Source organism: Aeromonas oralensis (genome assembly GCF_049665575.1).
GTDB classification, from domain to species: domain Bacteria; phylum Pseudomonadota; class Gammaproteobacteria; order Enterobacterales; family Aeromonadaceae; genus Aeromonas; species Aeromonas hydrophila.
This window is the reverse complement of the sequence record NZ_CP187186.1, coordinates 3,951,849-3,973,134: the sequence shown is the minus strand read 5'-3', so window position 1 is coordinate 3,973,134 and position 21,286 is coordinate 3,951,849. Positions and strand designations below refer to the sequence as shown.

Here is a 21,286-nt window from a genome sequence, read left to right as displayed (position 1 = left end):
TTATTTATGATGGTAGATGAATCCGTGACCGAACCGCTCGAGCCCGCCGAGCCGACTTTTGCTGAACAGCTGGCCGCTGCCCGCGGCTATGCCATGCGCAGTCTGGCCCGCCGCGAGAGTGCCGAGTCGGAGCTGGCCAGACGCTTGCGCCAGCAGGGCTATCAGGAAGAGGTGATCGAGGCGGTGGTCGACTACTGCCGCGGTTACAACTGGGTCAATGACGAACGCTATGGTGCCATGGCGGTGCGGGCCGGTGCCGCCAAGGGACATGGCCCGCTCAAGATCCGTTTCGACCTGCGTCGCAAGGGACTGAACGATGGCCAGATCGATGCCGCCTTTGAGCAGCCGGAGCTGGACTGGTTCGAGCTTGCCTTCGAACTGCTGGAGCGACGGGCAAAAATTGCCGATCTGGCCGATTTCAAGCTGCGGATGAAGTGGCTCAAATATCTGCTGGGGCGCGGCTTTACCCAGGAGCAGGCCCGTTATGCCATCTCGGCCCTGCAGGATCGGGAGGAGTAACGCCACTACGTGGCAACAGTCGTTTTACCTCTTCTTGTGGCAGGTTTTTCCTGCCGGCTCAGTAGGTTGCGAGCGCAATTCCGAAAAAGCCGCCTTTTGTTCATCTCATCCCTCTTTCTGCGCTGCTTTTTTGCCTCTCGACAGTGAAAAAAGCCACTGTGAGCAGTGGCGCTCTTTTCTGGCCCGTTTATGCGCGCTTTTTCACCCGTGGCGGCCCTGTCCGTTTTACTTTACCCCGCAGAAAACTTACATTAATGCGGTTAAAAGTCCGTATTCGAATCAAGCAGGATTTTCCATGTATATGTCCACGTCAGAGATTCGCGCCGCGTTTCTCGAGTATTTCCGTTCCCAGGGGCACCAGGTTGTCTCCTCCAGCTCGCTGGTACCGCATAACGACCCGACCCTGTTGTTTACCAACGCGGGTATGAACCAGTTCAAGGACGTGTTCCTTGGCGCAGACAAGCGTGCCTACAATCGCGCGACGACTTCCCAGCGTTGCGTGCGTGCCGGTGGTAAGCACAACGATCTGGAAAACGTCGGCTATACCGCTCGTCACCACACCTTCTTCGAAATGCTGGGCAACTTCAGCTTTGGCGACTACTTCAAGCAGGATGCCATCAAGTTTGCATGGGGTTTCCTGACCGAGGTGCTGCAGCTGCCGAAAGAGCGCCTGCTGGTGACCGTCTACGCGACTGACGATGAAGCTTTCGACATCTGGGAAAAAGAGGTCGGTGTGCCGGCCGATCGCATCGTACGCATCGGTGACAACAAGGGCGCCCCGTACGCTTCCGACAACTTCTGGGCGATGGGCGATACCGGTCCGTGCGGTCCCTGCACCGAGATCTTCTACGACCACGGCGATCACATCTGGGGTGGCCGTCCCGGCTCACCGGAAGAAGATGGCGACCGTTTCATCGAGATCTGGAACGTGGTGTTCATGCAGTTCAACCGTCAGGCTGACGGCACCATGGAGCCGCTGCCGCGTCCGTCCGTGGATACCGGCATGGGTCTGGAGCGTATCTCCGCCATCATGCAGGGTGTGCACTCCAACTACGAAATCGACATCTTCCAGGCGCTGATCAAGAAAGCGGCCGAGATCGTCGGCACCACCGATCTGAGCAACCAGTCCCTGCGCGTCATCGCCGACCACATCCGCTCCTGCGCCTTCCTGGTGGCAGATGGCGTGATGCCGTCCAACGAAGGTCGTGGCTACGTGCTGCGTCGTATCATCCGCCGCGCCGTGCGTCACGGTCGCAAGCTGGGCGCTACCGAAGTGTTCTTCTACAAACTGGCTGCCGAGCTGGCAGTGCAGATGAAGGATGTTGCTGCCGAGCTGATCGCCCAGCTGCCGCTGGTCGAGCGCGTGCTACGTATCGAAGAGGAGCAGTTCGTCCGCACTCTGGACAGAGGCCTGCTGCTGCTGGAAGACGCTCTGGCCAATCTCGGCGATGCCAAGGTTATTCCGGGCGAGGTGGTGTTCAAGCTCTATGACACTTACGGTTTCCCGGCCGACCTGACTGCCGACGTGGTACGCGAGCGCGAGATCGGCATCGACGAAGAGGGCTTCAAGGCCGAGATGGAGAAGCAGCGTGCTCGCGCCAAAGAGGCCTCCAGCTTCGGCGTGAACTACAACGAGATGCTCAAGCTCGATTTCGAGACTCCCTTCACCGGTTACAAGACCCTGAGCGATCGCACTCGCGTGGTCGGCATCTACAAGGGGGTGGACGAGGTGAGCGGTCTCATCGCCGGTGACGAAGCGGTCATCGTGCTGGAGCAGACCCCCTTCTACGCCGAGTCCGGCGGCCAGATCGGCGACAGCGGTACCCTGAAAGTGGACGACGGCATCTTTGCCGTGACCGATACCGTCAAAGCGGGCAAGGCGATCATCCACAAGGGCTACATGGAGCTGGGTACCCTGGAGAAAGGGGCCGAGGTCGAAGCCGTGGTCGATGGCGAGCGTCGCCAGGCCATCGCCCTGAACCACTCCGTGACCCACCTGCTGCACGCTGCCCTGCGTCAGGCGCTGGGTGAGCACGTGACCCAGAAAGGCTCTTTGGTGGGTGCCGAGCGCATGCGCTTTGACTTCTCCCACTTCGAGGGGATGACCATGGCGACCATTCGCCGGGTCGAGGAGCTGGTCAACAACCAGATCCGCGCCAACCACGAAATCACCACCCAGCTGATGGACCTGGAAGCCGCCAAGTCGGCCGGCGCCATGGCACTGTTTGGTGAGAAATACGAAGACGACGTGCGCGTGGTGCGTATGGGTGACTACTCCACCGAGCTGTGCGGCGGTACTCACGCCAAGCGTACCGGTGACATCGGCTTCTTCAAGATCATCGCCGAGAGCGGCATCGCCGCCGGCGTGCGCCGTATCGAAGCTGTGACCGGCAAGGCCGCCATCGACTTCATGCATCAAGTCGGCGAGCAGATCGAAGAGGCTGCCGCACTGGTGAAAGGTGACCAGTTCTGCATCGCCGACAAGATTCGCCAGGTGTTGGACAAGGCCAAGATGATGGAGCGCGAGCTGGAGCAGCTCAAGGCCAAGCTGGCCGCTCAGGCCGGTAACGACCTGCTGGGTCAGGTCATCGAGATCAAGGGTCAGAAGGTGCTGGTTGCAGCGCTGGAAGGGGCCGATCCGAAATCCCTGCGCGGCATGCTGGACGAACTGAAGAACCAGATGAAGTCCGGTGTCGTGCTGCTGGCTACCAGTGGCGAGGGCAAGGTCAACCTGATCGCGGGCGTCACCAACGACCTGACCGGCAAGGTCAAGGCCGGTGAGCTGGTCAATCTGGTCGCCCAGCAGGTGGGTGGCAAGGGCGGCGGTCGTCCCGACATGGCCCAGGCGGGTGGTACCCAGCCCGAGGCGGTGCCGGCAGCCCTGCAATCCGTACACTCCTGGCTGGAAGAGCGCCTGTAATCGGGCGAGGTGATCTGTGGCACTCTATGTACAGAAGTACGGCGGCACCTCGGTCGGCACGCTGGAGCGGATCGAGGCGGTAGCTGAGCGGGTCGAGCAGACTCGCGCCCAGGGACATGACGTGGTGGTGGTTGTCTCCGCCATGTCGGGCGAAACCAACCGGTTGCTGGGCATGGCCCAGCAGCTGGATCCTGATGCCAATCGGCGCGAGATGGACGTGCTGGTCTCCACCGGTGAACAGGTCACCATAGCGCTGCTGGCGATCGCGTTGAACAAACGCGGTTGTCCTGCGGTCTCAATGACCGGCGATCAGGTTCGCATTCATACCGATTCCGCTTATGGCAAGGCGCGCATCACCCACATCGACACCGAGCAGGTTCAGGCTGAACTGGGCGCGGGCAAGGTGGTGGTGATCGCCGGCTTCCAGGGCCGTGACGAGCACAATGCCATCACGACGCTGGGCCGCGGTGGTTCTGATACCACGGCGGTGGCCGTGGCGGCGGCCATCAAGGCCGATGAATGCCAGATCTTTACCGATGTGGATGGGGTCTATACAACGGATCCGCGCATCGAGCCCAAGGCGCGCCGTCTCGATACCATCACCTTCGAGGAGATGCTGGAGATGGCCAGTCTCGGCGCCAAGGTGCTGCAGATCCGTTCGGTGGAGTTCGCGGGCAAGTACCGCGTACCGCTGCGGGTGCTGTCGAGCTTTGTCGATGGAGAGGGAACCTTAATCACATATGGAGGTGAGAGGATGGAAGCTCCCCTGGTATCCGGGATAGCATTCAATCGCAACGAGGCGAGCCTGACCATTCTGGGTGTGCCGGACAGGCCCACCGTGGCCGCGCAGATCCTGAATCCGATCAGCGACGCCAACATTGATGTCGACATGATAGTGCAGAACACGCTGGGCGATGGGACCGCCGACTTCACCTTCACGGTGAATCGCGATGACTATCGCCGGGCGCGCGCCCTGCTGGAGGAGACCGCCAGCGAGCTGGGGGCCGCCTGCGTGCAGGGCAACGGTGAGATCGCCAAGGTTTCCATCGTCGGAGTCGGGATGTGGAACCATCCTGGCGTCGCCCGCACCATGTTCAAGGTATTGGGCGGGGAGGGGATCAACATGCAGTTGATTTCCACCTCTGAAATCAAGATATCCGTGGTGATTGACGAGAAGTACCTGGAGCTGGCAGTGCGTGCTTTGCACTCCGCTTTTGGGCTGGATCAGGAGCCTCATGAGCAGCCCTTGGGAAACAATCCCTGATTGATTTAGTTTCAACCATTTACCATATCGGTATCTTTGTAAGATAATGTCGCATATCGATATAAATACAAAACAGGATACAGGAGCAAGCGAATGCTTATTTTGACTCGTCGTGTAGGGGAAACCCTGATGATTGGTGACGAAGTGACTGTCACCGTACTGGGCGTAAAAGGCAATCAGGTTCGTATCGGTGTGAACGCACCGAAAGAGGTCTCCGTACACCGCGAAGAGATCTACCAGCGCATCCAGGCCGAGAAAGTTCCGGGCCAATCCGGTTTCTAAGCGGCATTAATGGCTGTGACAAGGCGACACCTCATGTGTCGCCTTTTGTTTTTCTGGGGTGCTGAAAAACGTGCAGCAGGGAGCAAAAGAGCGGGATAAGTGTCGATATTGCTTGAATATTCCACTCTTTGGCCAAATGCTGAGCGAACGCGCTTTTTTCTCCAAAAAAGTGTTTGACTAAAAATCCCTGTGAAGTATTATCAGCCCCGCAAACGGAGAGGTGGCCGAGAGGCTGAAGGCGCTCCCCTGCTAAGGGAGTATGCGGCTTATACCCGCATCGGGGGTTCGAATCCCCCCTTCTCCGCCATTTGCGCCCGTAGCTCAGCTGGATAGAGTACCTGGCTACGAACCAGGTGGTCAGAGGTTCGAATCCTCTCGGGCGCACCATATTAGACTCACGATGAGTCATGTACTGGCAATCAGCAAGCCGGTACACCCGAAAAAGGCTTACTGTTGAGTAAGCTTTTTTTATCGCTTTAAATCAGGGCGCCCGTAGCTCAGCTGGATAGAGTACCTGGCTACGAACCAGGTGGTCAGAGGTTCGAATCCTCTCGGGCGCACCATTTAAAGCAAAATCAAAAGTTTATGAGCGCCCGTAGCTCAGCTGGATAGAGTACCTGGCTACGAACCAGGTGGTCAGAGGTTCGAATCCTCTCGGGCGCACCATTTTGAAAGCAGTACCAAAAGTTTGTGAGCGCCCGTAGCTCAGCTGGATAGAGTACCTGGCTACGAACCAGGTGGTCAGAGGTTCGAATCCTCTCGGGCGCACCATATTGAAAGCAGTACCAAAAGTTGATGAGCGCCCGTAGCTCAGCTGGATAGAGTACCTGGCTACGAACCAGGTGGTCAGAGGTTCGAATCCTCTCGGGCGCACCATACAGAAGACAGCCTCGACCTCGGTCGGGGCTGTTTTTTTATATGCCATGCCACCGGAAGGGCTGACACGGCTCAGCTCTTGGTCTCCTCCCGTTTGGCTCGACAGCCGTCATCCGTCTTGGTCTCAGCCCAACAACAGCGTGACGAAGGCTCCTATGCCTGCATGACGCGCTCCCTTGTCGTGTACCCTTGCCATCTTCTCCCCCTCACGTTCACGGTATCGCGTCGTATGGCTGTCTCCTTGCCTGAGGCAACCCTTTATCCTCCTTTGTGATTACTGTCCCCAGATGGGCGCAGAGGCGATTTGCGGGCAATAAAAAAGGATGCCGCAGCATCCTTTTTCATCCCCGTGGTACGGGATCAGCTTTTCAGCCACTTGCGAATGCGGTTGGCATCGCCGATGGGGGTGCGTTTGCCCACCGAGTTGAGCAGCACGATGGCCAGCTCGCGGTTGTCCGGCTTGGCGCGCATCAGCAGGCAGCGGCCCGCCTCGTCGGTAAAGCCGGTCTTGGAGAGGCGCACATCCCAGTCCGGGTTCTTCACCAGCGGGTTGGTGTTGTTGAACATCAGGCTGTAGGCAGGGGTGCGAAAGCGCATGTCCTTGCTGGTGTCCTGGGTGAACTCGCGGATCAACGGCTGGCGATAGGCGGCGGCGATGAGCTTGGCCAGATCCTGGGCGGTGGAGACGTTGCGAGTCGACAGGCCGGTGGAGTCATAGAAGCGGCTGTTGCGCATGCCCAGCTGCTTGGCCTTGTTGTTCATGGCCCGCACGAAGGCGGGGCGTCCACCGGGATAGTGACGGGCAAGCGCCGAGGCCATGCGGTTCTCCGACGACATCAGTGCCAGGTGCAGGGCATCGCGGCGCGATACCTGGGTGCCCATGCGTACCCGCGAATAGGTGTGCTTGATGGCGTCTCTGTCGTTCTGATCGATGGTCAGGGTCTGGCCGAGATCCTGACGGGCATCCAGCACCACCAGTGCCGTCATCAGCTTGGTGATCGAGGCGATGGGGCGCACCCGGGTGGCATTCTTCTGGTACAGGGTCTTGCCCGTACCGACATCCATCACCAGCGCGCTGCTCGATTGCAGCTGCAGTTTGGCCGGGTTGGGGGCAGCCAATGCTGCTGGCAATCCCAGCAGTCCAACCAATGCATAAACCAGCGCCATAGCGCTAACCCGACACCGCATACTACCGACTCCATTCACGTCGAAAAAAAGGCGCTAGATTCACTCATTTTTACCCTCGCTTGACAAGAGTGCCAGCGGGTAAATCGCCATTATTTAGCTAAAAAAAGGGCCATCTTGCGATGGCCCTGTGTATTTGTCTCAATCCCGTGGCGCACTGGCTTTGCGTTTGCTCAGCCAGCGCCAGATCAGCGCGATGAGACCGCCGACCAGCAGTACGATAGGCAGGCAGAGAATGATGCTGAGGAACTGGGACTGATACTCGGACGCCAGCTTGGTGTGGCTCAGGAAGTAGCCAAAGCCGACCAGCGGGCAGATCCACATGATGGAGCTGACCAGATTGACGATGAGAAAGCGCCCCTGGGGCAGCTCGGTCGCGCCGACGATATAGGGATAGGCGGTGCGTACGAAGGCGATGTAGCGGGCGGTGATCAGGGTCACGATGCCGTATTTGTCGAGCAGGTAATACACCTTCTGCTGGTGCCTCTCTTCCACATGGGACAGCAGCCGGTGGTAGAGCTGGGTGTGGCCCAGGAAACGCCCCTGCATGTAACCGAGCCAGGTGCCGACGAAGGTGGCCAGGATCAGCAGCGGGATCACCCCAAGGGAGAGCACGTCCTGATAGATGAGCACTCCGGTCAGGATCAACAGGCTGTCGCCGGGCAGAAAGGCGGTGGGGATGAAGCCATTCTCCAGCACCAGAAACGTCAATAACACGCCGCAGACCATGAAGGCCATCTTGGGATCGGATAACGTCACCAGATCCTGATGCATAAAGGCGTGAGCCAGTTGGTAAAACTGCTCCATAGTTGCAAACTCCGCAGGTTAGCTGGGTTGATCAAGCAAGGGCATGGCCAGCACTTTGTCGATGCGCAGACCATCCATGTCAACAATTTCCAGTTGCCACTGTTCCAGCGTGACCAGATCTCCGGTCTGGGGAACGCGGCCAAGGAGCAGCATGATAAGCCCTCCGAGGGTGTGATAGTGATGTTTTTCTTCTTCCGGTAGCCGAACCAGTCCCAGACAGTCCTTCAGCTCCGGCAGCGGAATGAGGCCGTCGAGCAGCCAGCTGCCATCGGTACGCTGGAATGCCCAGTTGTCGTCGCCGTCCTCCTGCTGGAAGTCGCCGGCCAGGGTCTCCAGCAGATCCTGCTGGGTGACCAGTCCCTGCAGCTCGCCATATTCGTCCACCACCAGCACCATGTGCTCTGAGTGGGTACGGAAGTGGTTGAGCAGCTCGAGGCCGTTCAGGGTCTCCGGCAGCAGGCTGCCATCCTGGGTCAGCGCCGCCAGATCGATGGGCTCTCCCTTGATGTAGGCGTGCAGCACCTTGCTGACGTTGATGATGCCCACCAGTTCCGACAGGCTGCCGTCACAGACCGGGAAGAAGCTGTGGCGATACTCCACCAGTCGCTGCAGGTTCACCTCCAGCGGCAGGGCGAGGTCGAGATAACGGATGTCGCTGCGCGGCACCATCAGTGACGAGAGGCTGCGCTCGTCGAGTCGGAACACATTGCGCAGCATGGTGTGTTCATGATCCTCGATGATCCCGGCCTCCGAACCCTCCACCAACATGGCGTGGATCTCCTCCTGGGTCACGTTGGCGCCACCGTCCTGGCTGACGCGCAGGATGCGCAGGCTGGCCTTGGTGGAAGCCGACAGCAGCCAGACAAAGGGGCGGGTAAGCGCCGCCAGCCACATCATGGGGCGGGCTACCAGGCAGGCGATGCGTTCGGCGCTGAGCTGGCCGAGCCGCTTGGGCACCAGCTCGCCGATGACGATGGAGAGATAGGTGACCACCACGATGACCAGTACGGTGGCGAGCAGACTGCTGCTCTTGGGGGTCATGCCCCACTCTTGCAGCCAGAGCGCCAGTGGCTGGGCCAGCAGGGATTCGCCGTAGATACCGTTGAGCAGACCGATACTGGTGATGCCGATCTGCACCGCGGAGAGAAAATGGGTCGGATCTTCACTCAGTTTGAGGGCGATGGCGGCAGAACGGCTCCCTTCGCTGACCATCTTGCTGAGGCGGGCCTTGCGCGCGGTGACGATGGCGATTTCCGACATGGCGAAGACGCCATTAAGCAAAATCAATCCAAACAGGATCAATATTTCCATACTGCAACAGCACTCCGAGTAGAAAAGATCGCTGGCAGTGTAATGAATTTGGGGGCGATGCGCTTGTGAAAGCGGGTGATTTGGCTCGCTAATTTTGCATGAAGAAGCGCAAAAAGCGCGGGGGGCGGCGGGCGGGCAATAAAAAGCCCCCTGCAGGAGGGGGCTTTTACCAAGTCAAATCCGGCTTACAGCGCGGCGATCTCGGCCTGCTGGGCTTCCAGCTTGGTCAGCTGGAGACGGTAATCTTCCAGCTTCTCGCGCTCTTTGGCGATGACCGCTTCCGGCGCCTTGGCGACGAAGGCTTCGTTGCCAAGCTTGCCTTCGATCCGGCCGCACTCGCCCACCAGACGGGCAACCTCTTTGGCCAGACGGGCCAGCTCGGCATCCTTGTCGATGAGACCGGCCATCGGGATCATCAGCTCGGTGGTACCGATCAGCTTCTTCACTGACAGCGGGGCGGTTTCACCGTCCGCCAGTACGCGGATGGACTCCAGACGGGCCAGCGACTTGAGGAAGGCCTCGTTGTCAGCGGCGCGCTGGGCATCCTTGGCATCGCACTGGAGCAGCACGTTCAGGGGCACGCTCGGCGCCACGTTCATCTCGGCGCGGATGTTGCGGATGCTGACGATGAACTCCTTCACCCACTCCTGATCCGCCATCGCGGCTTCGTCCACCTTGGCGGCGTCGAACTCCGGGAAGGCCTGAATCATGATGGTGTCGGCGTGTACGCCAGCCAGCGGAGCGACCGATTTCCAGATGGTCTCGGTGATGAACGGGATGATCGGGTGCGCCAGACGCAGCAGGGTTTCCAGCACGGTCACCAAGGTATGGCGGGCAGCGCGCTGCTCGGCCTCGGAACCCTTGGTCAGCACCGGCTTGGTCAGCTCCAGATACCAGTCACAGAACTGGTTCCAGATAAATTCGTACAGCACGCCAGCCGCGATGTCGAAGCGGTAGGTATCGAGGGCGGTACGGAAGTCACGGATGGCCACTTGCAGCTGGGACTGGATCCAGCGATCCGCTAGGCTGAACTGCATTTCGCCACCGGCAAAACCGCAATCCTGATCTTCGGTGTTCATCAGCACATAGCGGGAGGCGTTCCACAGCTTGTTGCAGAAGTTGTTGTAGCCATCCAGGCGCTTCATGTCCCAGTTGATGTCACGACCGGTAGAGGCCAGCGCCGCCAGGGTGAAGCGCAGGGCGTCGGTACCGTGGGCCTCGATCCCTTCCGGGAACTGCTTGGCGGTACGCTTGCCGATCTTCTCGGCCATCTGCGGCTGCATCATGTTGCCGGTGCGCTTCTCCAGCAGATCTTCCAGCGAGATGCCGTCGATCATGTCGAGCGGGTCCAGCACGTTGCCCTTGGACTTGGACATCTTCTGGCCCTCTTCGTCACGGATGAGGCCGGTGATATAGACGGTCTTGAACGGGACTTGCGGCTGGCCGTTTTCGTCCTTGATGAAGTGCATGGTCATCATGATCATCCGGGCAATCCAGAAGAAGATGATGTCGAAGCCGCTCATCAATACGTCGGTCGGGTGGAAGGTCTTGAGTGCCTCGGTGTTGTTCGGCCAGCCCAGGGTGGAGAAGGTCCACAGGGCGGAGCTGAACCAGGTGTCGAGCACGTCTTCGTCCTGACGCAGCACGGTCACGGACGGGATGCTGTGCTTGGCACGCACTTCGTCTTCGTTGCGGCCTACGTAGACGTTGCCGGCATCGTCATACCAAGCCGGGATGCGGTGACCCCACCACAGCTGACGGGAGACGCACCAGTCCTGAATGTCGCGCATCCAGGAGAAGTACATGTTTTCGTACTGTTTCGGCACGAACTGGATGCGGCCATCTTCCACCGCCTCGATGGCGGTCTTGGCCATCGGTGCCACGCGCACGTACCACTGGTCGGTCAGCATCGGCTCGATGGGGACTCCACCGCGATCGCCGTAAGGCTGCTGCAGCACGTGATCCTTGATCTCGGCCAAGAGGCCCAGCTCGTCCAGCTTGGCGACGATGGCCTTGCGGGCGGCGAAGCGCTCCATCCCGGCGAACTCGGTCGGCAGGGCGGCGTCATAGGCGGTGCTGGGGTTGCCGTTGCTGTCGACCACTTCGGCCTCGGCACGCACGTGGGCGTCCAGGGTGAAGATGTTGATCATCGGCAGGTTGTGGCGCTTGCCCACTTCGTTGTCGTTGAAGTCGTGGGCCGGGGTGATCTTCACGCAGCCGGTGCCCTTCTCCATGTCGGCGTGCTCGTCGGCGACGATGGGGATCAGACGATTCACCAGTGGCAGCAGAATGTGCTGACCGATCAGCGCCTTGTAGCGCGGGTCTTCCGGGTTTACCGCAACGGCGGTATCACCCAGCATGGTTTCCGGACGGGTGGTGGCGACGATCAGGTGATCCTGGCCTTCAGCAGTCTTTGCACCGTTGGCCAGCGGGTAGCGCAGGTGCCACATGTGGCCCTTTATCTCGCGGTTTTCCACTTCAAGATCGGAGATGGCGGTGTTGAGTTTCGGATCCCAGTTCACCAGACGCTTGCCACGGTACATCAGGCCATCTTCGTAGAGACGAACGAACACTTCCTGTACGGCGGCGGAAAGACCCTCATCCATGGTGAAGCGCTCGCGCTCCCAATCCACGGAGTCACCCAGACGACGCATCTGGCGGGTGATGGTGCCACCGGACTCTTCCTTCCACTGCCAAATCTTGTCGATGAAGGCTTCCCGGCCGTAATCGTGGCGAGTTTTGCCCTCTTCTGCGGCGATCTTGCGCTCAACTACCATCTGGGTGGCGATACCGGCGTGGTCGGTACCTGCCTGCCACAGGGTGTTCTTGCCCTGCATGCGGTTGTAGCGGATCAGAGTGTCCATCAGGGTCTGCTGGAAGGCATGACCCATGTGCAGGCTGCCGGTGACGTTCGGCGGCGGGATCATGATGCAGAAGGAGTCTTTGCTGGTGTCGCCGTGGGGCTTGAAGTAACCCTGGGCTTCCCAGTGCTGATAGAGCGCCTGTTCGATGGCGTTGTGATTAAAAGTCTTTTCCATGGTCTCGCCGTATTCTGGATGGATGGATTCTGGTGTTGATTCGTCGTGGATCGAGGGTGGCACAGTCAGGGCTGCGCCGGATCCGGTGCGGCAAGGACGGGCTGATCCCTCATCTCGAGGGCGTGGCCTGCCTGGCGATAGTGCTTGTAGCGCTCGCGGGCTTGCTGCTTTTGCGTTTCGTCAGTGGGGACAAAATCTACCACTTGAGCGAAGTGTCCTGCAAACAAAGGTGTCTGTTTGGCCAGATTGATGAGGCAGGCATAGCGCCGCCGTGGCGGCTGATGGCCGATCTCCACCGGTGCCTGACCGCTCTCGCCCTGCAACTGGTGCGGCACGAAGCGCTCCGGCGGTAGCTGCCACAGCAGCTCGTCGAGGCGCAGGGCCTGCGCTTCGTCGTCGCACAGCAGGTAAAGATGGCCCGCACCCCAGCTATCGGCTACGAGCTGGCAGGCGAGGCGTTCGACGGCCGAAGCCTGCGCGTCATCCTGCTCGCTCATCAGGTAAAAGGTCACTTGGCTCATCAGGTTGATCCCGTTTGCGGTGACGGACTATTGACCGCCGGTAAGGATGGGCAGGGGATATTCCTGCCAACCCTCAATGAAACAAGGAAGAGGCGGGCCTCTTCCTTGTGATTCAGGGTAACGCCATCCCGTTTGATGCTCGCATCGAACGGGATAAAAGGGTTACTCCTTCTCTTCGATGACCACCCCTGACCGGTTCAGCAGGAACTGGGTCAGCAGGGGCACCGGACGCCCGGTGGAGCCTTTGTCCTTGCCACTCTTCCAGGCGGTCCCGGCGATATCCAGGTGTGCCCAGTTGTACTTCTTGGTGAAGCGTGACAGGAAGGCGGCGGCGGTGATGGTACCGGCCGGGCGGCCGCCAATGTTGGCCATGTCGGCAAACGGACTCTCCAGCTGTTCCTGATACTCGTCGAACAGCGGCAGACGCCAGGCGCGATCACCCGCCTGCTCGGAGGCATTGAGCAGCTCGTGGGCCAGCGGGTTGTGGTTGGCCAGGAGACCCGTGGTGTGGTGACCCAGGGCGATGATGCAGGCTCCGGTCAGGGTGGCCACGTCGATCACGGTTTCTGGATCAAAACGATCCACGTAGGTCAGCGCATCGCACAGCACCAGGCGGCCTTCCGCATCGGTATTCAGCACTTCGATGGTCTGACCGGACATGGAGGTGAGGATGTCGCCTGGGCGATAGGCGTTGCCACCCGGCATGTTCTCGCAGCCCGCCAGCACGCCGATGACGTTGATGGGCAGCTGCAGCTGGGCCAGGGCGTGCATGGTACCGAGCACGGAGGCGGCGCCACCCATGTCGTACTTCATCTCGTCCATGCCCTCGGCCGGCTTGATGGAAATGCCGCCAGAGTCGAAGGTCAGTCCCTTGCCGACCAGCACGATGGGCTTGGCATCCGGATGACCCTTGTACTCGATGATGGCCATCATGGCTTCGTTGTCGGAGCCGCGGGCCACCGCCAGATAGGAGTTCATGCCAAGCTCGGCCATCTCCTGCTCGCCGATCACCTTGGTGGTGATGTTGTCGAAGGCATCGGCCAGACGACGGGCCTGGGAGGCGAGATAGGCCGGATTGCAGACATTGGGCGGCATGTTGGCCACGTCGCGACAGACGCGCACCCCTTTCGCCACGGCCAGACCGTGGGCGATGGCTTTTTCACCAATGGTCAGTTCCCGACGCGTCGGCACGTTGAATACCAGCTTGCGCAGCGGACGGCGCGGCTCGGCCTTGTTGGTCTTGAACTGATCGAAACTGTAGAGGCCCGCCTTGGTGGTTTCCACCGCCTGGCGCACCTTCCAATAGGTATCCCGTCCCTTGACGTGCAGCTCGGTCAGGAAGCAGACCGCTTCCATGGAGCCGGTTTCGTTGAGGGTGGTGATGGTCTTGTTGATGATCTGCTTGTACTGGCGTTCGTCGAGTTCCCGCTCCTTGCCGCAACCGACCAGCAGCACGCGCTCACTGAGCACGCCCGGTACTTGATGCAGCAACAGCATCTGGCCTGGTTTCCCTTCCAGGTCGCCACGGCGCAGCAGCGAACTGATGTAGCCATCGCTGATCTTGTCCAGTTGTTCGGCAACCGGAGAGAGGCGACGCGGCTCGAATACGCCGACCACGACGCAGGCACTGCGTTGCTTCTCAGGACTGCCACTCTTTACACTGAACTCCATGGAATCTCCTACATCCTAAAGACAAAAGGCACCTTTTATTGAATAATGCGGTGCTTGTTGGGGTATCAGAGGCGGAGCGAACAGGCACTGGCTCCGCAGTTCAAACTGGTAAAAATCCAATATACGGCCCTATTTTTCAGGCATTCGACTAAAAACACAAGTTTACTTGGGAATGACTGTGATCGTTTTCCGATATTTGTTCAGGGAAACCCTGAAAACCCAGCTGGCAGTGTTATTCGTGTTGCTGCTTATCTTTGTCAGCCAGCAATTTATCCAGATTATTGGCGACGCTGCCGACGGCGAGGTACCGACACGTCTGGTCTCCACCCTGCTGCTGCTCAACCTGCCCAACATGGCCCTGTTGATGCTGCCCATCAGCCTGTTTTTGGCCATCTTGTTCGCTCACGGGCGCCTCTACGCCGAAAGCGAGATGACGGTGATGCATGCGGTGGGCTTCAGCCACCGTTTCGTGATGCGCAGCGCCATGGTGCTGGCCTTGCTGACGGCGGCCGTTGCCGCCTTCAACACCGGTTGGGTGGCCCCGCAGGCCAAGGAGCGCGAGTACCAGGTGATCGACGAGTTCAAGGCCGATCCGGGGATCTCCTTCCTGCAGGCCGGCCGTTTCATGGAGCTCGACAAGGGGCGCCTGGTCGCCTACATCCAGGATCTCAACGACAAGGGCTCCAAACTGCAGAAAATCTTCGTGTTGCAGCGCTCTCAGGACGGCAAGCCGCCGTCGGTGGTGGTGGCGACCGAAGGGGTGGTCACGGTCGACAGCAATGGTCTGCAGTGGCTGACTCTGAAGGATGGCTCCCGCTACGAGGGGCACTTCAATACCCGCCAGTTCCAGATCTCCGAATTCGACGAGTACAGCCTGGTGATCCGCCAGCAGGAGATGGAGCGCTCCAACCGCAAGGCGGCGGCCAAGCCGACCATGGAGCTGCTGGGTACCCAGGACAACCAGCTGATGGCCGAACTGCAGTGGCGCCTGTCGCTGCCGCTCTCCATTCTGGTGCTGACCTTCCTGGTGGTGCCGCTGGCGCGGGTCAACCCCCGTCAGGGCCGCTATGCCAAGCTGTTGCCAGCCATCCTGCTCTACCTCTCCTACTTCCTGCTGCTCAGTGCCGCCCGCTCTGCCATCGACAGCGGCCGGCTGCCGCACTGGCCCGGCATGTTCCTGGTGCCGCTGGTCTATTTGCTGCTGATCGGGTTGCCGCTCAACCTGCAGGGCACCAGCTGGTGGAACGGGGTCAAGACCCTCTATTTCAAGAGAAAATCGGCATGATGTTGCCATCTGGGAGTCTCTACTGATGTTTGGCATTCTCGATAGATATATCGGCCGTGTTATTTTCATGTCGGTCCTGCTGTGCGAACTGACCCTGGTTGGGCTGGCGGCGCTCATCAAGTACGTGGAGCAGTTGAAGTCGGTAGGGGAAGGCAACTACGACATGCTCAGCGCCCTCTACTATGTGCTGCTCTCCATGCCGAAAGAGGCGGTGCTCTTCTTCCCGCTGGCGGCCCTGCTGGGCGGTCTCATCGGTCTTGGCCAGCTGGCGACCAGCTCCGAGCTGGTGGTGATGCAGGCGGCGGGCCGCTCCAAGATCAGCATAGTGATGGCGGCGCTCAAGACCGCCATCCCGCTGATGATCCTGGTGGGGCTGATGGGGGAGTACGTGGCCCCCATCGCCAAGCGGATGGCGGACGACATCAAGGCGGGCGCCCTGTCTGAGGGGCGGCTGACCGTGTCGGCTTACGGGGTATGGGCCCGCGATGGCAACAACTTCGTCAATATCAACGGGGTGCGCAACGATGGCGCGCTGACCGGCATCACCCTTTACCGTTTCACTCCGGAGCGCAAGCTGATCGATATCCTGCAGGCGCAGGAAGGGGTGTTCGAGCAGCATCACTGGCTGCTGAAACAGGTACAGGTGACCCGCTTCGATGACCCCAGACAGATCATGAGCGAAACCCAGCCCCAGATGGAGTGGAGCTCAGAGCTCACGCCCAAACAGCTGGGGGTGGTGAGCATCGATCCCGAAAACCTGCCGGTGGCGGGACTGCTGGATTACATCGGCTATCTGGATGCCAACAAGCAGGATGCCGGGCGCTACAAGCTGGAGATGTGGCGCAAGCTGCTGTCACCGCTCTCGGTGGTAGCCATGATCCTACTGGCTTCCTCCTTTATCTTCGGCCCGCTGCGCTCGGTCAGCATGGGGGCGCGGATGCTGATGGGGATCATGACCGGCTTTGCCGTCTACGTCAGCGATCGGGTGTTTGGCCCCATCAGTCTGGTGTATGCGGTACCGCCGATCCTGGCGGCCATCGCACCGAGCCTGCTGTTTGGTGGTATCTCCTTCTATATCTTGAGCCGCAAGCAGTAGCGGCCTGAAGGGCTGTGAGGGCGGTGGCGCTGCTGACAAAAGGCGCCCATCGCTCCTGCTGCACTGCTGTTTGGCGGTATCTCCTTCTATATCCTGAGTCGCAATCAGTAAGTGCATCGGCCAGCAAAAAGGGCACCCTAGGGGTGCCCTTTTTCGTTGCTGCCACAGGATCAGCGATTGAGCTGTTCCAGGTTCTCCTGTTTGCCAAGTACCACTACTTCGCATTCGGACCAGATGTCCTGAAACGCGCGGGGTGACTTGTGGTTGAACAGGCAGAGCAGGTTGCCGAGACCGAAGGCCGCCGTGGCCAGCCGGATCAGGGCCTGGGTGATGCGAATGTTGCTGCCGTCGGCATTCTGGATGCGCAGACGCCAGGCCCGCATGCCGATGGTCTGGCCGGCACGGGTCCAGAACCAGGTGTAGAAACCGCAGATGATGAAGGCGAGCCAGGCGCTGTAGATGGGGCTGGTCAGCAGCCAGGCTGCGTCTTTGCCTTCGGGCACGGTCGCCATGCCGGTTGCCAGCAGCAAGTGTGCCACCCCCATCCCGATAAAGCCGGCGATGATCAGCAAGGAGATGACCACCAGATAGTCATAGAGCAGGGCGCCGAGCCGGCGCAGCAGGCCGGCAGAAGGGTAGCGCGCAGTCGCGGGAGAGGTTGGTGTCGGTTGGACGGATTTACGCTTGGCCATCGTTTTTATTCCATTAATATGATGCGGGCATTCTATGTAACTGACCCAGCCTCGGCAAGGCGTTGAATAAATGAGCAAACGACTGTGAGAGCAAGAAAAACACCTTGCATGCCCAAGCGCCATTCGTATAATCCCTCGCAGTTGCCCGGGTGGCGAAATCGGTAGACGCAGCGGATTCAAAATCCGCCGGTGAATAACCGTGTCGGTTCGAGTCCGACCCCGGGCACCATCAAATTCCAAAATAAAAGGCCATCAGCAATGATGGCCTTTTGTTTTTCCGCTTTCTCCTTTCTCATCGCTCTTCCGTTTTCTGGCTGATATCGACAAGCCGGCTTGCTCGTCTATGCCCCGCATGACCTCCCTCTGCGCTATTTCGGTGCGGCAATATGTGTGTGCACAGCGGAAGTGCGCACTTGCTCAAGTTAGCGCGTCCCGTGCGCCAATCTGGTGCATCACTTCGCTGTAGTAATCATAATTCATTGATTTAAAGCTATTTATCAAGTTGGCCTGCTTTGTGCTTTGAAGCTCTTATGTCGCCATGATGCCGCTCATCCGAGGAATGATGGGCGGGGCGGTCACCAGTGTGTAGCGAATGTGGATGTGCGTGAATCGTCGGTTTCGATGTTCATATCAGGAAATGAACCCGGCCGGGAGCCGGGACGACAGGGAAGGAGATGGCTGTATGCTCAAGAGACTCGTGATGACTGGCCTGTTGGCGCTTGCCGCCTTGCTGGCCGCCCCCAGTTGGGCTGAAGAGGTGGTGGCCGCCTCGGCCGAGGTCGTGCAGGCTGCGGCACCGGCAGTCGTGACCATCAACAAGGGGGACAATACCTGGATGCTGCTGTCGGCAGCCCTGGTGATCCTGATGTCCATTCCGGGCCTGGCCCTGTTTTATGGCGGCCTGGTGCGCAGCAAGAACATGCTGAGCGTGCTGATGCAGGTATTCACCCTGTTCTCGCTCATTTGTGTGCTGTGGGTGATCTACGGCTATTCGCTGGCTTTTACCGAGGGCAACAGCGTTTATGGCTCCTTCAGCAAGGCGCTGCTCAAGGGAGTCACCCCTGACTCCATCGCCGCCACCTTCAGCAAGGGAGTCGGGATCAGCGAGTTCATCTATGTGGTGTTCCAGGGGGCCTTTGCCGCCATCACCTGTGGTCTGATCGTGGGGGCCTTCGCCGAGCGCATCAAGTTTGCTGCCGTGCTGCTGTTCTCGGTGATCTGGTTCACCTTCGCCTATATCCCGCTGGCCCACATGGTGTGGTACTGGGCGGGTCCGGATGCCTATACCACGGCCGATGCCGCGGCAGCAGCCACCGCGACCGCCGGTTATCTGTTCCAGCACGGTGCGCTGGACTTTGCGGGTGGCACAGTGGTGCACATCAACGCGGCGGTGGCCGGTCTGGTCGGTGCCTATCTGGTGGGCAAACGCCTGGGCTATGGCCGTGACCCCATGACTCCGCACAGCCTTACCATGACCATGATCGGGGCCTCCCTGCTCTGGTTCGGCTGGTTCGGTTTCAACGCCGGCTCCGCGCTGGAAGCCAACGGCACGGCGGCACTGGCCTTCATCAATACCTGGGTGGCTCCGGCGGCGGCAGCCCTCTCCTGGACCCTGGCCGAGTGGGTGATGAAGGGTCGCCCCTCTCTGCTGGGCGCGGCTTCCGGCGCCGTCTCCGGGCTGGTGGTGATCACTCCGGCAGCCGGTTTCGTCGGTGTGGGCGGCGGTCTGGTGATGGGCCTCATCAGCGGTGTTGCCGGGCTGTGGGGGGTCCACGGCCTCAAGCGGCTGCTGGGCGCCGATGATAGCCTGGACGTGTTCGGTGTGCACGGGGTGTGCGGCATTCTGGGTGCGCTGTTGACTGGCGTTTTCGCAAGCCCGGATCTGGGCGGTACCGGGGTGTGGGACTACGTCACCAATCAGGTGGCAGAGGGCTACTCCATCCTGGCGCAGGTCAAAATTCAGGCCATCGGGGTCGGCGTGACCATCCTCTGGTCCGGCATCATCTCGGTGGTGGCTTACAAGCTGGTGGATCTGCTGATCGGCCTGCGAGTGAAAGAAGACGCGGAGCGGGAGGGGCTGGATGTCACCACCCACGGCGAGAAGGCCTACAGCCTGTAATCCGCCATTTGTTAGTCATCAGCAATATTGCCGCCGGCCATGCCGGCGGCTTTTTTATGTCCGCCCACCAGGCCAAGCATCCTGTTTGATGTCTGGGCCGTTGGGGATGATGGCCCGTCCGTGGTCACCATGCCCCTGACAAGAACAACCTCAAGATCGTGTGGGGGATTCCGGCTTTTTCGACAGATAACGCCAGGCGGGGTAATGTCCTCGGTCTTGTTGCTGTTTTATGCCTGCAATTTGGCCGGATCTCCGCTAAACTCTGCCACCTTTTCTTGATGGGGCTGGCCGGGCCGGTTCCATCACCCCTCTTTATATGTACTTTTGGAGCCGCTCATGCCGTTAGTGGGACATCAACACCAGATCGAGATCCTGGAACTGACCGACAAAGGAGATGGCAAAGGACGCCTGTTCGATCGCCCTCTGTTTGTCGAAGGTTTGCTGCCCGGTGAGCAGGCGCTGGTGGAGCTGACCGAGGTCAAGCCCAACTATCTGCACGGCAAGGTGACCGAGCTGCTCCAGCCCTCCGCCGATCGGGTCGCCGACTTCTGCCCCAATACCGAATGCGGTGGCTGCCAGGTGCGTCCGCTGGCCTATCCGGCCCAGCTCAAGCTCAAACAGGCGCTTGTGGAGAGTGCGCTGGAACAGGCCGGACTGGGTGATACCACCGTCAGGACGATCCTCGGCATGGACAGCCCGTTTGCCTATCGCAACAAGGCCCAATATGCGGTGCGCGGTTGCGACGCTGGCGCCGAGATCGGCTTTTATCGCAAACATTCCCACGATCTCATCACCGCCGATGACTGCGCGGTGCAGGACTCGCTGCACGTGGAGCTGAACGCCCGGGTACGCAGCTGGATGCGCGAGCACAACATCGCCGCCTATGACGAAGTGAACCACACCGGCTGTGTGCGCAACCTGATGACCCGCAAGGGCTTCAAGAGCGGCGAGCTGATGGTGGTGCTGGTGACCCTGGGCGAGGAGCTGCCGTTTGAAGCCGAGCTGCTGACCGCTCTGAGTGATCTGCCGGTTACCACCCTGGTGCAGAACATCAACGAAGAACGCACCAACCGTATCCTGGGCGCCGCCAACCGGGTGCTGCTGGGCGAAGGGGTGATCCGCGACAAGATCCACGAGCTTGAGTTCGAGATCTCGCCACTCTCCTTCTTCCAGAACAACCCGAGCCAGACCGATGTGCTCTACTCCAGCGCCCTCGAGTATGCCGAACTGACCGGCAACGAGACGGTGTTCGACATTTATTGCGGTATCGGCACCATCTCCCTGTTCCTGGCGGGCAAGGCTGCCAAGGTAGTGGGGATCGAGTCGGTGGAGAGTGCCATCAGCGATGCCCGTCGCAACGCCGCCCTCAACGGCATCGAGCACACCGAATTCCACGTCGGCAAGGCCGAGCAGCTGATGCCCGAGCTGCACGCGCAGGGTGTGACCGCTGACGTGGTGGTGATGGACCCGCCGCGCAAGGGCTGTGACAAGGCCGTGCTGCAGACGCTGGTCGCCATGGCGCCGCGCCGGCTGGTCTATGTCTCCTGCAACCCGCAGACCCTGGCCCGCGATCTCGCCTGGCTGGTCAAGCAGGGCTTCGTGCTGGATGAGGTGCAGCCGGTTGACATGTTCCCGCACTCCATGCACGTGGAAGCGGTTGCCCGCCTGAGTTTGCCGGCCAAGGCCTAATCGCCGATGGA

At 60.0% G+C, this 21,286-nt stretch carries 15 protein-coding genes and 7 tRNA genes; 15 read left to right on the top strand and 7 right to left on the bottom strand.

Going from position 1 to position 21,286, the window contains the following annotated elements; translation table 11 throughout:
• Nucleotides 1–9: 9 nt before the first annotated feature.
• The 10 genes from ACPDZI_RS18525 (at nucleotide 10) to ACPDZI_RS18480 (ending at nucleotide 5,861) form a co-directional block, all read left to right on the top strand.
• Nucleotides 10–519, top strand: a complete 510-nt coding sequence (locus ACPDZI_RS18525) for a regulatory protein RecX (RefSeq protein WP_438834593.1) — start codon at nucleotides 10–12, stop codon at nucleotides 517–519.
• A gap of 295 nt (nucleotides 520–814) precedes the next feature.
• Nucleotides 815–3,439: an alanine--tRNA ligase gene (gene alaS, locus ACPDZI_RS18520; protein WP_207137409.1), complete on the top strand. Its 2,625-nt coding sequence runs from the start codon at nucleotides 815–817 to the stop codon at nucleotides 3,437–3,439.
• Between the two features lie 16 nt (nucleotides 3,440–3,455).
• Nucleotides 3,456–4,703 (top strand): aspartate kinase, encoded by a 1,248-nt coding sequence (locus ACPDZI_RS18515; RefSeq protein WP_438833594.1) that lies wholly within the window; start codon nucleotides 3,456–3,458, stop codon nucleotides 4,701–4,703.
• Nucleotides 4,704–4,796: 93 nt separating this feature from the next.
• Nucleotides 4,797–4,985: a carbon storage regulator CsrA gene (csrA, locus tag ACPDZI_RS18510; protein ID WP_005305164.1), complete on the top strand. Its 189-nt coding sequence runs from the start codon at nucleotides 4,797–4,799 to the stop codon at nucleotides 4,983–4,985.
• Between the two features lie 214 nt (nucleotides 4,986–5,199).
• Nucleotides 5,200–5,292: transfer RNA gene (locus ACPDZI_RS18505), tRNA-Ser, on the top strand.
• Between the two features lie 3 nt (nucleotides 5,293–5,295).
• Nucleotides 5,296–5,372 (top strand) — tRNA-Arg (locus ACPDZI_RS18500).
• Between the two features lie 99 nt (nucleotides 5,373–5,471).
• Nucleotides 5,472–5,548, top strand: a tRNA-Arg gene (locus ACPDZI_RS18495).
• A gap of 26 nt (nucleotides 5,549–5,574) precedes the next feature.
• Nucleotides 5,575–5,651, top strand: a tRNA-Arg gene (locus ACPDZI_RS18490).
• A gap of 28 nt (nucleotides 5,652–5,679) precedes the next feature.
• A tRNA-Arg gene (locus ACPDZI_RS18485) sits at nucleotides 5,680–5,756 on the top strand.
• Between the two features lie 28 nt (nucleotides 5,757–5,784).
• Nucleotides 5,785–5,861, top strand: a tRNA-Arg gene (locus ACPDZI_RS18480).
• 360 nt (nucleotides 5,862–6,221) lie between these two features.
• On the opposite strand, the gene pbpG is transcribed toward ACPDZI_RS18480, so the two are convergent.
• The 6 genes from pbpG to pepA all read right to left on the bottom strand — a co-directional run bounded on the left by pbpG (nucleotide 6,222) and on the right by pepA (nucleotide 14,394).
• Entirely contained in the window at nucleotides 6,222–7,049 is an 828-nt protein-coding gene (gene pbpG, locus ACPDZI_RS18475; protein WP_207137408.1) for a D-alanyl-D-alanine endopeptidase, read from the bottom strand.
• Nucleotides 7,050–7,187: 138 nt separating this feature from the next.
• Nucleotides 7,188–7,853: a DedA family protein gene (locus ACPDZI_RS18470; RefSeq protein ID WP_011707426.1), complete on the bottom strand. Its 666-nt coding sequence runs from the start codon at nucleotides 7,851–7,853 to the stop codon at nucleotides 7,188–7,190.
• An 18-nt stretch (nucleotides 7,854–7,871) separates the two neighbouring features.
• Entirely contained in the window at nucleotides 7,872–9,164 is a 1,293-nt protein-coding gene (locus tag ACPDZI_RS18465) for a hemolysin family protein (protein ID WP_024946378.1), read from the bottom strand.
• Between the two features lie 185 nt (nucleotides 9,165–9,349).
• Nucleotides 9,350–12,202 (bottom strand): valine--tRNA ligase, encoded by a 2,853-nt coding sequence (locus tag ACPDZI_RS18460; RefSeq protein WP_438833593.1) that lies wholly within the window; start codon nucleotides 12,200–12,202, stop codon nucleotides 9,350–9,352.
• Nucleotides 12,203–12,267: 65 nt separating this feature from the next.
• Nucleotides 12,268–12,723 carry a DNA polymerase III subunit chi gene (locus ACPDZI_RS18455; protein ID WP_268032140.1) on the bottom strand — a complete coding sequence of 152 codons (456 nt, stop codon included), beginning with the start codon at nucleotides 12,721–12,723 and terminating at the stop codon, nucleotides 12,268–12,270.
• A 162-nt stretch (nucleotides 12,724–12,885) separates the two neighbouring features.
• Nucleotides 12,886–14,394 (bottom strand): leucyl aminopeptidase, encoded by a 1,509-nt coding sequence (gene pepA, locus ACPDZI_RS18450; RefSeq protein WP_076361846.1) that lies wholly within the window; start codon nucleotides 14,392–14,394, stop codon nucleotides 12,886–12,888.
• Between the two features lie 172 nt (nucleotides 14,395–14,566).
• Between pepA and lptF the strand changes: the two genes are divergently transcribed.
• Together lptF and lptG are read left to right on the top strand one after the other, a co-directional pair.
• Nucleotides 14,567–15,679 (top strand): LPS export ABC transporter permease LptF, encoded by a 1,113-nt coding sequence (gene lptF / locus ACPDZI_RS18445; protein ID WP_005305138.1) that lies wholly within the window; start codon nucleotides 14,567–14,569, stop codon nucleotides 15,677–15,679.
• Between the two features lie 25 nt (nucleotides 15,680–15,704).
• Complete coding sequence (lptG, locus tag ACPDZI_RS18440) at nucleotides 15,705–16,775, top strand: LPS export ABC transporter permease LptG (RefSeq protein ID WP_011707420.1); 1,071 nt, start codon at nucleotides 15,705–15,707, stop codon at nucleotides 16,773–16,775.
• Between the two features lie 170 nt (nucleotides 16,776–16,945).
• Here lptG and ACPDZI_RS18435 read toward each other — a convergent pair whose 3' ends face one another.
• Nucleotides 16,946–17,467, bottom strand: a complete 522-nt coding sequence (locus ACPDZI_RS18435; RefSeq protein ID WP_029304803.1) for an RDD family protein — start codon at nucleotides 17,465–17,467, stop codon at nucleotides 16,946–16,948.
• A gap of 143 nt (nucleotides 17,468–17,610) precedes the next feature.
• On the opposite strand from ACPDZI_RS18435, the gene ACPDZI_RS18430 reads away from it, so the two are divergent.
• The 3 genes from ACPDZI_RS18430 to rlmD all read left to right on the top strand — a co-directional run bounded on the left by ACPDZI_RS18430 (nucleotide 17,611) and on the right by rlmD (nucleotide 21,275).
• Nucleotides 17,611–17,696, top strand: a tRNA-Leu gene (locus ACPDZI_RS18430).
• A gap of 453 nt (nucleotides 17,697–18,149) precedes the next feature.
• Entirely contained in the window at nucleotides 18,150–19,586 is a 1,437-nt protein-coding gene (amt, locus tag ACPDZI_RS18425; protein ID WP_017411231.1) for an ammonium transporter, read from the top strand.
• Nucleotides 19,587–19,922: 336 nt separating this feature from the next.
• Nucleotides 19,923–21,275, top strand: a complete 1,353-nt coding sequence (rlmD, locus tag ACPDZI_RS18420) for a 23S rRNA (uracil(1939)-C(5))-methyltransferase RlmD (protein WP_241871756.1) — start codon at nucleotides 19,923–19,925, stop codon at nucleotides 21,273–21,275.
• Nucleotides 21,276–21,286: the final 11 nt, after the last annotated feature.